Genomic DNA, 11,891 nt, shown 5'->3' on the forward strand with positions numbered 1-11,891 from the left:
GGACGATCCGGGCGCGAGAGAGAGACTGCAACATGCGGTAGAAATCCCTTGGCTTCAGGCGGCGCGCGGTGCGGGCCATTCCACGCGCTGAAAGATAGCGACGGTGCGCGTCCGTGCAAGGCGCAACGATGTAGGCATTTGCCGCACTTGCCACTCGCCCGCCGCTGCGGCAGCATGGTGCCCGACACGAAAAGGATATGGGGGCCGCCATGACTTTATTGGAAGAATTCAAGAAATTCATTGCGCGGGGCAATGTCCTCGATCTGGCGGTCGGCGTGATCATCGGCGCAGCGTTCGGCAAGATCGTGACCTCGCTGACTGAAAGCATTATCATGCCGATCATCGGCTGGGTGTTCGGCGATATCGATTTTTCGAACTATTTCATCTTGTTGGGTGACATTCCCGAAACCTACAAAGGCGGCCTGACCGACTATGCCGCGCTGAAGACGGCGGGTGTGGCGATGATCGGCTACGGCACGTTCATCACCCAGATCATCAATTTCCTGATCGTTGCGGCAGTGCTGTTCATGCTGCTGCGCTCGGTCAACCGCGTCATCGATTCGATGGAGCGCGAAAAGAAAGCGGCTGCCGCTACCGCTGCGGACGAGGCGGTCGCCACCGATCCACAGCTCGATACCCTGAAGGAAATCCTGGCGGAGCTGAAGCGGCGCGAAGTTTGACGGCCTCGCTGCCTGCCGCCTCTTCACATCCGGCGGCGATCGCTTATATGACAACTTGTCGGTTTCGACCGGCTATGGCGATAAACTGCAGCGTGCAATAGGCACAGCGGACCCGGGGGCGGTACCCGGCGGCTCCACCACTCTCCTCGTTTCGACGGGGATAATGACGGGGCCGAACTAGGATCGACGTGTGTTGAAAGACGTTGTTTTCGCCCGGGCTGAGTAACCCGTTCAAGGCTCAAAACTCATAAGTGCCAACGATAACGAAGCACTTGCTCTCGCGGCGTAATTCTAGGGGCTAACGCCCTGAAGTTACAAAGTTAGAACACGGTTGGGCCCACCGGGTAACAGAAGGGATTCCAGCGGTACGGAGCGCACCGGGCAACAGAAGCGCTCCACCTTCCTCAGATTTTTGATGCATCACCTTCAACGGATGCCTTAGCGCCAGCCAGTGCCTGTTCGTGCTTCAGGCAGTCCAGGATCTTGCCCCCCGCCATGAAGACGGCTCCGGTGCATGCCAGGAACAGCAAGTCGCCACCCCATCCGGGAAAACGCGTTAGATAGACGCTGCCGCGCTCTACTGCGCCCAGCGCCAGCGCATAGATGATGAGGAAAGCCTCCCACCGGGTCTTGATGATGAACAGGCGTCCAATCTTGCCGAGCATTGCCAACCTCATGTTTTGACAGATCATAGCAACGGCCATGCCAAGTGACCGTTCCCGCCATTCCGTACGGTTAAGGGTAGCCTGCTTGTAATGGTTTCCGACAATTAACTAAACCGCATCGCTCGAACCGACGGGGCACCGATCCGGATGAGAGGGGCTTAACGGTTGGAGGTCAGGACCCGGGCGACCGCGACGAATTCATTCACGCTCAAGGTTTCAGCGCGTCGTTGGGGGTCGATGCCGAGCGTCTCCAGCGCGGCGATCGCGCCCGGCAGGCCTTTTACGCTCTGGCGCAGCATCTTGCGTCGCTGGCCAAAGGCGGCTTCGGTCAGCCGCTCTAGCATTTTCATCGATACCCCGGCGGGGGCCTCTGCCGGTTCGACGTGGACAATCGCCGACATCACCTTGGGCGGGGGCGTGAAGGCGCTGCGGTGCACCTTCATCGCCAGTCGCGCGCGGGAGCGCCACTGTGCCAGCACCGCCAGTCGGCCGTATGCGCTGTTATCCGGCTCGGCGATGATCCGGCGAGCGACCTCTTCCTGGAACATCAACGTCAGTGAGGTCCACTGCGGCGGCCAGGCTTCTCCTGTCAGCCAGCCGGTGAACAGCGCCGTGCCGACGTTGTAAGGCAGGTTGGCGACAATGGCGTAGGAACCCTCGAACAAGCTGGCCGGATCGATCTTCAATGCATCGCCTTCGATCACGCGTAGCTTGCCTGGGAAAGCTGCCTCAACTTCGGCCAGTGCGGGCAGGCAGCGGCGGTCCATCTCGATCGCGGTGACCTTGGCGCCGGCACGTAACAACGCCCGTGTCAGGCCGCCTGGGCCGGGGCCCACTTCCAGCACTTTTTGCCCTGCCAGCGATCCCGGCACCGCCGCGATACGGTCCAACAGGTTTTCATCGAACAGGAAATTCTGGCCGAGCGCCTTGCTGGCCGAGAGGCCATGTCGGGCGATCACCTCTCGCAACGGGGGCAAGGGCAGTGCTGGCGAGGAGGGCGGGGGAGGGGAAGAATTCACCACGCCGTCCTAGTCGGTGTTCATGCTTGGAGTCGAGACGCCCGGTGGCTGGCGCACGCACCCGCCATGCGGATGGCCGCGATCGTCGCTCCGGCGCTGGCCGATCCGCGCCCGGCGATCCCAAACGCGGTGCCGTGATCGGGCGAAGTGCGGATAATCGGCAGGCCCAGCGTGACGTTGACGCCTTGGTCGAAGTCCAGCGTCTTGATCGGGATCAGCGCCTGATCATGGTACATGCATATGGCCACATCGTATTTCCCACGCTCATGCGCGGCGAACAGCGCGTCGGCAGGATGCGGTCCGGATATGGTTAACCCCTCGGCTTGCAAGCTGGCGATGGCGGGGGCGATGACGTCGCGATCCTCGGTGCCCATGCGCCCGTCTTCCCCTGCGTGGGGGTTCAGCCCGGTGATGGCGATCCGGGGACTTTCCAGCCCGAAGTCCCGCTCCAGAGAGGCGGCGACAATGCGGACGCGGCGGATTATCAGGTCCTGGGTGATCAGCCGCGGAACGTCGGCCAGGGCGGCATGGACGGTCAAGGGCACCGTGCGCAGGGACGGGCCGGCCAGCATCATCACCGCATCGTGGTGCGCGATGCCGCTTGCGTCGGCTACGAACTCGGTCTGGCCGGGTTGGGTGAACCCCTGCCGCGCCAGGTGCGACTTGGCGATAGGCCCGGTGACGATCGCGGCGGCGGTGCCATCCACAGCCCAGCGCGCGGCATGGGTCAACGAGGCGATGGCAAAGAGGGCGCCCTGCGTATCAGGCTTTCCGGGGTGATATTCGGCATCATGCCCGCCCAGCACCGGCAGGCCATGCCGAAAAGCTTCCATCACCTCCGCTGCATCCGTGATCGTCACGAGAGGCATCGACAGGCCTCGGCTCTTTGCGGCGGCGGTCAGGACGGTAACGCCTCCGCTCGCAAAGAAGGGTGCCAGGCCCGCGGCCTCCCGCTGGCACCAGGCTTGCGCGATCAGCTCTGGCCCGACGCCCGCCGGATCGCCGATGGAGACCGCGAGCGGGGCCGCCAGCACCATCAGCGCGTCAGTTGTATTCGATCACCGCATCGCGGCGCAGATCGCGCAAATACATCTGTGCGCGCTTGTTGATGCGATCGTCTTCCATCTGGCTTTGCAACTGCTCGAAGTTGGGGCCGGAGGCGTTCGGTGCGTCGTCTCGGCCGCACAGCATCAGGACGCGGACGCCTTCGCTGATTGAACCGAACGGCGGGGACGTCTCACCGATGCTGAGCGACAGCACGGCATTCTGTAGCGGGCCCGGCAAGTCGCGCGCGCGAACCTGATCGTTGGCCACGACTTGCGCGCCCAGCTTCGCCGCTACTTCATCCACCGCGCCGCAACCCTTGGCGGTCTGCATCGTGGTGGCGAACGTCTTGGCGCGCGCCGTCGCTTGCGCCTGGGTGGTGCCAGCGGGGAAGTTGATCGAGACCTGCTTGAGCGCCAGGACAGCATCGCGCGGATCGGCGGTCAGCACCTTGCGCTTGTCGATCAGGTAAAGAATCGAATAGCCGCCGGGGATCTTGATCGGGCCGACCAGCTGGCCGGGGTTGATGTCGCTGGCGGCAGAGGCCAGTTCCGTGGGCAGCTGCGCCAGGCGAATCCAGCCCAGATCGCCACCCACGGCTGCAGTGGACGCCTGCGAATACTGGCGCGCGTAAGCGACGAAGCTGCCGCCGCCCTTTAGCTGCTCTACGATCTTGCGGGCGTTTTCACCCACTTGGGCATCATCCTGATCGTTGGAGGCCAGGAAGATCTCACCCAGGCGGTACTCGTCCGTGCCCTTGGCGGCCTGAAGGCGGTTCATCACCTCCTTCACCTCGTCGTCCGAGACGTTGATGAACGGCGCGACATTGCGGCTGAGCAGGCGCTGCCAGGAAAGCTCACCCCTGATCTGGCGCTTGAGCGATGAGGGCGACGAACCGACGCGTACCAGATAGGCGTCCATCGCACCGGGGTTCTGGCCGAAGTTCTGGCCCGCCACGCGAGCATAGGTCTGGTCGATCTCGGCCTGCTTGATATCGATGTCAGCCGCCTTGGCCGCCTGGATCTGCAGCGTTTCGTCAATCAGGTTGCGCAGCACCTGCAGGCGCAGGCGGGTCTTTTCCTCTTCGCCGACCTTGTTCTCGTTAGCCGCGAGGATCAGCGCCAGGCGCTGGTCAACATCGGTGCCGGTGATGACATCGCCGTTCACCACCGCGGTGGCGCGGCGCATGTTCGGGTTGTTTTGGGCGAAGAGCTTCACGTCATCGGGAATCGAGATGTTGCCCTGGGCGTCGTTCGGCTGGGACGGTTCTTGCTGGGCTGAAGCGATCGGCGTCGCGAGTGCGCTCGCAACCGCGCAGATCGCGAAGGAACCCTTGATCAAACCCTTGCGAATGCTGGTCTTCACCGTGTCGTTTTTCCCATTCTTGGCCGTAAACTGAGGGCCGATCCGAAAGCGTGGCCCTTAAGACCCCGCCCTGCGGCAGCGCGGCTTAACGGAAAATGAGTGCGACTGATAGCGCGATTGCGCAAGTCGCTCCCACCGTGCGGCCCGCACCGTTTACTTGAAGCCGATGTTCTTGAGCGCGAAGTAGATCTGGAACGAATTGCCGCTGCGCGCGTCACCCGTCGCCTGATAGTCCCGCCGCCAGGTGAGCGCCACTTCCAGGCAGTCGTCCGAATAGGCCGCGCCGATGCGGGTGCGCAGCGGCTGGAACCCGTCGGAGCCGTAAATGGGGTCTTGGCTACGGCTGGTCAGGTTGACGACGGACGAGCCGAATATCGACCAGTACTGGAAGAACGAGGCCCTGCCCGCGAAGCGCAATTCCTCACGATCGCGCAAGTCCTCCACCGCGTTGATGTCGCGGTTGAGCTTGGTGTAGCCGATCTCTGCGTAGGTCTTCGTGTTGCCCAGCGTCGCGTCGAGTTCGTTGCGGCGGACGGCGAAGGTGTCCTTGTCGATCCGATAGCGGTGCGTCACCGCGATCCAATCCCGATAACGGACCTCGGTACGGCCCACGATGTCGGAGGTCTTGCTGGACAGCCCTGTGCCGTCGGGCAGGATCGATTCCCGATTGCCGAGGCGAATCGACTGGCCGATGTTGGCCTTGATCCTCCAGCGGGGGCGTTCGAACTGCCAGTCCGCGCCATACGTGAAGCGCACGCCGTCCTCGATCCGGTCGTACCCGGGGAAGCGGTTGAGCGCGAAGAGGTTGCTGTCCTCCAGGTCGATCGCGCGCGAATCCTCGTTCGGGATCGAGAGATTGGGCACGCGCGGCGTGGCGACCAGTTGCACGCGTGGCGTCAGAACCTGGGTGCCGCCGAAGATCGTGCCTACCATCGGCCAGCGCACGTCCACCGCCGCAGTGGCGACACCGCGCGTTTTCCAGCCAGCTTGGCCGCGATAGAGGTCGGTCAGCGTCAGGTCGTTGTCGCTTGAGTGGTAGACGTCACCGCGCACCAGCCCTGTGAACGTCACTTCCTGACCCATGCCGGTCAGCTTGCGCAAAGACCACTGCGCCTTGGCGAAGGCGCGCTGGGTATCCTGGCCCTGGCTGCGGCTGATCGCCAGTGTGTTGAGCTGCGCCTCCAGCTTGCCGCCCAGCAGCGGATCATCGAACCTGCGGCGATAGTCGATCAGCGGCAAGGCGACCGGTACCTGCCCCTGATCCACGCCCGCGCGCATGGTCTGCGTGGCCCAGCCAGAGATCGAGAGGTAGCTCTTGGGATCGATCCGCTCCACGTCGACCACCGAACGCAACCGGTCATCGCGATTGATGTAGTAGCGGCGCAGGAACGTGCGGTCGGTCGTGCGGCGGATCGAGGCGGTAACGCTCCAGTTAGGGTCGAGCTGGAACTTGCCGTTGGCGAAGATATATCCGCGGAAGCTGCGGCTGGCGTCCGGATTGTTCCCGGTGATCGGAATGCGGCTGCTCGACGTGGCATAGCCGGTGATCTGGTACGCGCCTTTTGACGTGAGGGCGCGGTACTGCCCGGAGACCATCGGCGCCACTTTGGAATAGACGTAGGCGGTGGCCGTCAGGTCACGGTTTTTATCGATCTGCCAATAGTATGACCCGCTAAGCTCAAGCCCGTTCGAGGGCGAGGTGCGAAAATCCGGCACCAGGAAACCGCCGACCGAGCCCCCGCTGGTCGAAATCCGCAGGCCGGGCAGGGGCAGTTTGATGAAGTCGAACATCTCCAGCCGCGCATTGCGGAAAGTGATGCGTTCGGCCGCATCGTCATAGACCACCTGGCTGGCGGTTACGCGCCAGCTGGGCTTCTTCGGACATCCGTCCGAATCCTCGACCGCGCAGCCGGTGTAGGCCGCCTTGTTCAGGATGACATTGCCATTTTCGATCCGGCGGCCCTGCACCGCGGCGAGGCGTCCGCCCTGACGAAGGGCGATCAGCAGGTTTTCCATTGCCCCGGTCTTCAGCTCGTCCGTCAACTCGACGCGATCGGTGAACAGCTGGTTGCCGTTCTCGTCGATCATGCGCACGTTGCCGGTGGCGAGAATCTGCCCGGTGTTGCGATCCCAGGTCACCACGTCGGATCGTACCGATTGGTCATCCCGGCGCAACACGACGTTGCCGGTGGCCGTGACCTTCTCGGAGTTCTGGGCGTACTCAACCTTGTCGGCGGCAAAGGCGATCGGGATTTCGTTGGGATCGGTCGATGGCGGCGCGGCGGGCGGCAGGGGCGAGATCGGCGCATCGGGCAGCGGCCGTGTCAGGTCTTGCGCGAACGACGCCGCTGGCAGCGCCATGGCCGCCAGACCTGCTGCCAAAGCGCTCAAGGAAAGGGTTCGCAAGCGACGAGATACAGCTTGCGGTGAATGCGGCAGCAAGGGGGGCATGGCTTGCCTATCGCACTGCCCGCGCTTAACTGCAATCCGCCGGTGAAGCGAAGGCGCAGGCTTTGCGACAGCTTGCTGGTTCCCGTCCGCCGCGGTCGCTCGCAAGAAGAACTATCCCCCAGGAGAATGCATGAAAATTCAATTCCTTGACGCCGCATCGAACTCTTCCGCAGGAATCCTGGTGCAGCCGCTCAATCAGGGCGCGCTGCCTGCCGGATTGGATCCGATGCTGGCAGAGGCCGCCAATCGCGCCAGTTTCAACGGCAAGGCGGGCCAGATCGTCGAGGGGTTTGCAGAGCGTGACGGGCGGGTGCGCCGCATCGTGCTGGCGGGATTGGGACAGCCCGGCGAAACGCGGGCCGAGTCCGCCGAGAAGATGGGCTCCGCGCTTGTCGCCAAGTATTTGACATCCGGCGAAACCGGCCTGGCGATCGACCTGACCGGCGTCGGCCTCTCGCGCGATGAAGCCGCTGGTCTCTTGCTGGGCGCGCGCCTGCGCAGCTGGCGGTTCGACGCCTATCGCACCAAGCTCGCCGATGACAAGAAGCCGACGCTGGCACAGATCGACGTGATCGGCGCACCCGAAGGGCTGGAAGCGCAGTGGCAGATCGAGCAGGCCGTGGCGCAAGGCGTGGAATTTACGCGCGAACTGGTCACCGAGCCGGCGAACGTCATCTACCCCGAAAGCTTCGTGGAGCGGTGCCGCGCGCGGTATGAAGGCACGGGCCTGGTGGTGCGGGTGCTGGACGAGAACGAGATGGCGCAGCTTGGCATGGGCTCGCTGCTGGGCGTGGCCCAGGGCTCGGCCCGGCCGGCCCGCCTGCTCGTCATCGAGTGGAACGGTGGTGCGGCCGGTGCCAAGCCGCTTGCCTTCGTGGGCAAGGGCGTCACCTTCGATACCGGCGGTATCAGCCTGAAGCCACCCGCCGGCATGGAAGACATGAAGTGGGACATGGGCGGCGCCGGTGCGGTGGCCGGAACCATGCTGGCGCTTGCTCTGCGCAAGGCCAAGGCGAACATCGTCGCAGTCTGCGGCCTGGTCGAGAACATGCCGGACGGCAAGGCGCAGCGTCCAGGCGATGTCGTCACCTCGCTTTCGGGCCAGACGATCGAGGTGATCAACACCGACGCTGAAGGCCGCTTGGTCCTGTGCGATGCGCTCACCTGGGTGCAGCGTGAGTATGCTCCCACGCGCATCGTCGACCTTGCCACGCTGACCGGCGCGATCATCGCTTCGCTCGGGTTCGAATATGCCGGGTTGTTCTCCAACAACGATGATCTGGCCGCCGCCCTTTCCGCCGCCGGAGAGGCCAGCGGCGACAAGCTGTGGCGCTTCCCGATGGGCTCGGTATACGACAAGCAGTTGGAAAGCCCGATCGCCGACATGAAGAATATCGGCACGCGGTTTGGCGGTTCGATCACGGCGGCGCAGTTCCTCAAGCGCTTCATCGAGAATGACACGCCCTGGGCGCACCTCGACATCGCCGGTACCGTGTGGGCCGACAAGCCTGGCGCGACCTGGGACAAGGGTGCGACCGGCTTCGGCGTGCGCCTGCTGGACCGCTTCGTGCGCGACACGATCGAGGGCTAAGGGCAGGACAGCTCCGCCATGCGCGTCGATTTCTACCAGCTTTCCCGCGATCCGGTGGAAGTGGCGCTGCCGCTGCTCGCCCGCGCCACCTTGAATGCGGGCGAGCGGATGCTGGTGGTATCGCAGGACCCGGCGCAACTGGCGCGGATTGGCGAGGGGCTTTGGTCCCTCGCCGAGACGTTCCTGGCCAATGGAAGAGCGGGCGAGCCGCACGAGGATCGCCAGCCCATCCTGCTGTCCGAGAAGGCAGAGGCGGCCAACGGCGCGCGCTTCCTGGCACTGGCGGACGGGCAATGGCGTGAGGAAGCTGCCGCTTTTGCTCGCACGTTCCTGCTGTTCGACGATCGCACCGTCGATGGCGCGCGCGGGGTCTGGCGGCAATTGCGCGATCGGCAAGACACCGAGCGTCATTTCTGGAAGCAGGACGGTGGCCGCTGGGTCGAAGCGGGCTAGCGCGCCTTGCTCCTGCGCGCATTCCCCGCTAGGGGCCCGCGCAACCGCAGACACCAGCTTCTTTCAAGGAACCTTTCATGGCCGTGACCCGCACCTTTTCGATCATCAAGCCTGACGCCACGCGCCGTAACCTGACCGGTGCCGTCACCAAGATGCTGGAGGAGGCCGGCCTGCGCGTCGTCGCTTCCAAGCGCATTCAGATGAGCCAGGAACAGGCCGAAGGCTTCTACGCCGTCCACAAGGAGCGTCCGTTCTTCAACGATCTGGTCAGCTTCATGATCTCCGGCCCCGTGGTCGTGCAGGTCCTGGAAGGTGAGGACGCCGTGAAGCGCAACCGCGACATCATGGGCGCTACCAACCCAGAGAACGCCGATGCCGGCACCATCCGCAAGGAACTGGCTGAGAGCATCGAAGCCAACTCGGTCCACGGCTCGGACTCGGAAGAGAACGCCAAGATCGAGATCGACTACTTCTTCAAGCCCGAGGAAATCGTGGGCTGATCCAGCCTAACGGCTGACTTATCGAAGGGCCGCTCCTGCAAGGGGGCGGCCTTTTTATTTGCGCGCCCACCCGCGTTTGCCATATCCTGATGCACGAGGAGATTTGCGATGCAAGGCATGGGTCAAGCGGCAGGAGAAGCCTGCCCGTTCGAGTTCAACTTCGATCCCGCCACCTTCAAGGTGGGCGATGTGGTGAGTTACCGCGTCAACGGCAGCCTCGAGGGCTTCCCTTTCGTCGGCACTTTGCTGGAAGTTCACGATGATCACGTCGTGCTGACGGACGATCCGGACAAAGCGATCAATCGCTATCGCGGTACGCGCGAAAGCCGCCCGCTGGTGGAAGAGTCCGAAATCTGAAAGTTAGCCGGCTGATCGGTTCGATCAAGCCGGATCAGTCGAGGCGCGGTCACTGATGGCCGCGCCCCGATCGCATCTGGATCAAACGCCGTTGGCGGCGCTCAACACGGCGCGGACGCTGGCGGTGGCCACGTCCTCGTCGATACCCACGCCCCAGATCACGCGGCCATCGGGCAGCAGGCATTCGACGTAGGCCGCCGCCCGCGCCTCGGAACTTTGCCCCAGGGAGTGCTCGGCATAATCGCGCACTTGCAGGTCAAGACCGAAGCTGTCCTTCAGCGTGGCGGTGACGGATGAGATGAGGCCATTGCCTCGGCCCGAGACGGTCTGCTCCTGACCATCGACTCCGATCTTGCCCGAGAAGAGACGCGTGCCATCGGCGGTGCGGCCTTCGTCCCAATCGATCAGCTGATAGCGCTGCGGGCCGCCGAGGCGATAGACCTTCTGGAACACGCTCCAGATGTCATCCGCCTGCAATTCCCGGCCCAGTTCGTCCGCCAGTTCCTGGACGTGGCGCGAAAAGTCCGCCTGCATCCGCTTGGGCAGCTTCAAGCCTTGGTCTTGCTCGATCACCCACGCAAATCCGCCCTTGCCGGACTGCGAGTTGACGCGAATCACCGCTTCGTAGCTGCGGCCCAGGTCAGCCGGGTCGATCGGCAGGTAAGGCACCGCCCAAAGCTCGTCGTTACGCTGCTCCTGTGCGGCGAAGCCTTTCTTGATGGCGTCCTGATGGCTGCCGGAAAAGGCGGTGAACACCAGCTCGCCACCATAGGGATGGCGTTCGGCCACCTTCAGTTGGTTGCAGTATTCGACCGTCTGGATCACCTCGTCGATGTCCGAGAAGTCCAGCTTGGGATCGACGCCCTGAGTGTAGAGGTTGAGGCCCACGGTCACCAGGCAGCAATTGCCGGTGCGCTCGCCATTGCCGAACAGGCAGCCTTCCACACGGTCTGCGCCCGCCATCAGCCCCAACTCGGCCGCGGCCACGCCGGTGCCCCGGTCGTTGTGGGTGTGCAAAGAGATTACCGCGCTCTCGCGATTGGGCAGGTTGCGGCAAAAATACTCTATCTGGTCGGCGTAGATATTGGGCGTTGCCGCCTCCACCGTGGCCGGCAGATTGAGGATGATCGGGCGCTCCGGCGTGGGCTGCAGAATGCCCATCACCGCCTCGCAGCACTCCAGCGAGAAATCCAGTTCGGCGGTGGAAAACGTCTCCGGGCTATATTCGAAATGCCACTGCGTTTGCGGGTACTTGGCCGCCTGATCGCGAAGCACTTTCGCGCCGTTCTCGGCGATCGCGCGAATTTCGTGCTGCTCCATACCGAACACGACTTGCCGCCAGAGCGGCGACACGGCGTTGTAAAGGTGGACGATCGCCGCCTTCGCGCCCGCCAGGCTTTCGAACGAGCGTTCGATCAGGTCCTGTCGCGACTGGGTGAGGACTTGCACCAGGACGTCATCCGGGATGCGGCCGCTGTCGACCAGGCCACGGATAAAGTCGAACTCGGTAGCGCCGGCGGCCGGGAAGCCAACCTCGATCTCCTTCAGGCCGACTTTAACCAGCAAATCGAAAAAGCGCGTCTTCTTCTCCGCTCCCATCGGATCGATCAGCGCTTGGTTTCCGTCACGCAGGTCGGTGGAAAGCCAGCGCGGGGCCTTGGTGATCGTGCGGCCGGGCCACTGGCGATCGGGCAAGTTGATTTGCGGGAAGGGGCGGTACTTGACCGAAGGGTCTTTCAGCATGGTCATGGCGAAACTCGCTTGGA

Annotated in this window: 12 protein-coding genes and 1 other RNA gene; 7 read left to right on the forward strand and 6 right to left on the reverse strand. The window is 63.6% G+C overall.

Going from position 1 to position 11,891, the window contains the following annotated elements; genetic code table 11:
- Positions 1-209: 209 nt before the first annotated feature.
- Together mscL and ssrA are read left to right on the forward strand one after the other, a co-directional pair.
- Positions 210-680, forward strand: a complete 471-nt coding sequence (mscL, locus tag ACHWRX_RS14770) for a large conductance mechanosensitive channel protein MscL (protein WP_394659751.1) — start codon at positions 210-212, stop codon at positions 678-680.
- An 18-nt stretch (positions 681-698) separates the two neighbouring features.
- Positions 699-1,080: a transfer-messenger RNA gene (gene ssrA, locus ACHWRX_RS14775) on the forward strand.
- A gap of 4 nt (positions 1,081-1,084) precedes the next feature.
- Here the strand turns inward: ssrA and ACHWRX_RS14780 are convergent.
- The 4 genes from ACHWRX_RS14780 to ACHWRX_RS14795 all read right to left on the reverse strand — a co-directional run bounded on the left by ACHWRX_RS14780 (position 1,085) and on the right by ACHWRX_RS14795 (position 4,695).
- Positions 1,085-1,345, reverse strand: a complete 261-nt coding sequence (locus tag ACHWRX_RS14780) for a hypothetical protein (RefSeq protein ID WP_394659758.1) — start codon at positions 1,343-1,345, stop codon at positions 1,085-1,087.
- Between the two features lie 158 nt (positions 1,346-1,503).
- The gene (gene rsmA, locus ACHWRX_RS14785; protein WP_394659752.1) at positions 1,504-2,364 is read right to left on the reverse strand and encodes a 16S rRNA (adenine(1518)-N(6)/adenine(1519)-N(6))-dimethyltransferase RsmA; all 861 of its coding nucleotides are present in this window, start codon (positions 2,362-2,364) and stop codon (positions 1,504-1,506) included.
- A 20-nt stretch (positions 2,365-2,384) separates the two neighbouring features.
- The gene (gene pdxA, locus ACHWRX_RS14790; RefSeq protein WP_394659753.1) at positions 2,385-3,401 is read right to left on the reverse strand and encodes a 4-hydroxythreonine-4-phosphate dehydrogenase PdxA; all 1,017 of its coding nucleotides are present in this window, start codon (positions 3,399-3,401) and stop codon (positions 2,385-2,387) included.
- A gap of 7 nt (positions 3,402-3,408) precedes the next feature.
- Entirely contained in the window at positions 3,409-4,695 is a 1,287-nt protein-coding gene (locus ACHWRX_RS14795) for a peptidylprolyl isomerase (protein ID WP_242867069.1), read from the reverse strand.
- Between ACHWRX_RS14795 and ACHWRX_RS14800 the strand changes: the two genes are divergently transcribed.
- A complete protein-coding gene (locus tag ACHWRX_RS14800) occupies positions 4,595-4,807 on the forward strand; it encodes a hypothetical protein (RefSeq protein ID WP_394659759.1) in 213 nt (70 codons plus the stop codon). The genes ACHWRX_RS14795 and ACHWRX_RS14800 overlap by 101 nt on opposite strands.
- A 119-nt stretch (positions 4,808-4,926) precedes the next feature.
- On the opposite strand, the gene ACHWRX_RS14805 is transcribed toward ACHWRX_RS14800, so the two are convergent.
- Entirely contained in the window at positions 4,927-7,224 is a 2,298-nt protein-coding gene (locus ACHWRX_RS14805; RefSeq protein WP_394659754.1) for an LPS-assembly protein LptD, read from the reverse strand.
- 130 nt (positions 7,225-7,354) lie between these two features.
- Here ACHWRX_RS14805 and ACHWRX_RS14810 point away from each other — a divergent pair, with 130 nt between their 5' ends.
- From ACHWRX_RS14810 to ACHWRX_RS14825, 4 genes are all read left to right on the forward strand, one after another.
- Positions 7,355-8,815, forward strand: coding sequence for a leucyl aminopeptidase (locus ACHWRX_RS14810; protein WP_394659755.1), 1,461 nt, complete (start codon positions 7,355-7,357; stop codon positions 8,813-8,815).
- Positions 8,816-8,833: 18 nt separating this feature from the next.
- Positions 8,834-9,268, forward strand: a complete 435-nt coding sequence (locus tag ACHWRX_RS14815) for a DNA polymerase III subunit chi (protein WP_288486132.1) — start codon at positions 8,834-8,836, stop codon at positions 9,266-9,268.
- Positions 9,269-9,345: 77 nt separating this feature from the next.
- Positions 9,346-9,768, forward strand: a complete 423-nt coding sequence (gene ndk / locus ACHWRX_RS14820) for a nucleoside-diphosphate kinase (RefSeq protein WP_058735935.1) — start codon at positions 9,346-9,348, stop codon at positions 9,766-9,768.
- Between the two features lie 108 nt (positions 9,769-9,876).
- Positions 9,877-10,125 (forward strand): hypothetical protein, encoded by a 249-nt coding sequence (locus ACHWRX_RS14825; protein WP_394659756.1) that lies wholly within the window; start codon positions 9,877-9,879, stop codon positions 10,123-10,125.
- An 81-nt stretch (positions 10,126-10,206) separates the two neighbouring features.
- Here the strand turns inward: ACHWRX_RS14825 and leuA are convergent, their stop codons facing one another.
- On the reverse strand, positions 10,207-11,874 hold the full coding sequence (gene leuA / locus ACHWRX_RS14830; protein WP_058735933.1) for a 2-isopropylmalate synthase: 1,668 nt from the start codon (positions 11,872-11,874) through the stop codon (positions 10,207-10,209).
- Between the last annotated feature and the right edge of the window lie 17 nt (positions 11,875-11,891).

The organism is uncultured Novosphingobium sp. (assembly GCF_964277725.1).
GTDB classification, from domain to species: Bacteria; Pseudomonadota; Alphaproteobacteria; order Sphingomonadales; family Sphingomonadaceae; genus Novosphingobium; species Novosphingobium fluoreni.

Bases quoted from the DNA above. Each gene is read 5' to 3' on its own strand.
- mscL (WP_394659751.1), top strand. From the start codon at position 210: ATGACTTTATTGGAAGAATTCAAGAAATTCATTGCGCGGGGCAATGTC.
- ACHWRX_RS14780 (WP_394659758.1), bottom strand. From the start codon at position 1,345: ATGCTCGGCAAGATTGGACGCCTGTTCATCATCAAGACCCGGTGGGAG.
- pdxA (WP_394659753.1), bottom strand. From the start codon at position 3,401: ATGGTGCTGGCGGCCCCGCTCGCGGTCTCCATCGGCGATCCGGCGGGC.
- ACHWRX_RS14800 (WP_394659759.1), top strand. From the start codon at position 4,595: ATGTTCGGGTTGTTTTGGGCGAAGAGCTTCACGTCATCGGGAATCGAG.
- ACHWRX_RS14805 (WP_394659754.1), bottom strand. From the start codon at position 7,224: ATGCCCCCCTTGCTGCCGCATTCACCGCAAGCTGTATCTCGTCGCTTG.
- ACHWRX_RS14810 (WP_394659755.1), top strand. From the start codon at position 7,355: ATGAAAATTCAATTCCTTGACGCCGCATCGAACTCTTCCGCAGGAATC.
- ACHWRX_RS14815 (WP_288486132.1), top strand. From the start codon at position 8,834: ATGCGCGTCGATTTCTACCAGCTTTCCCGCGATCCGGTGGAAGTGGCG.
- ndk (WP_058735935.1), top strand. From the start codon at position 9,346: ATGGCCGTGACCCGCACCTTTTCGATCATCAAGCCTGACGCCACGCGC.
- ACHWRX_RS14825 (WP_394659756.1), top strand. From the start codon at position 9,877: ATGCAAGGCATGGGTCAAGCGGCAGGAGAAGCCTGCCCGTTCGAGTTC.
- leuA (WP_058735933.1), bottom strand. From the start codon at position 11,874: ATGACCATGCTGAAAGACCCTTCGGTCAAGTACCGCCCCTTCCCGCAA.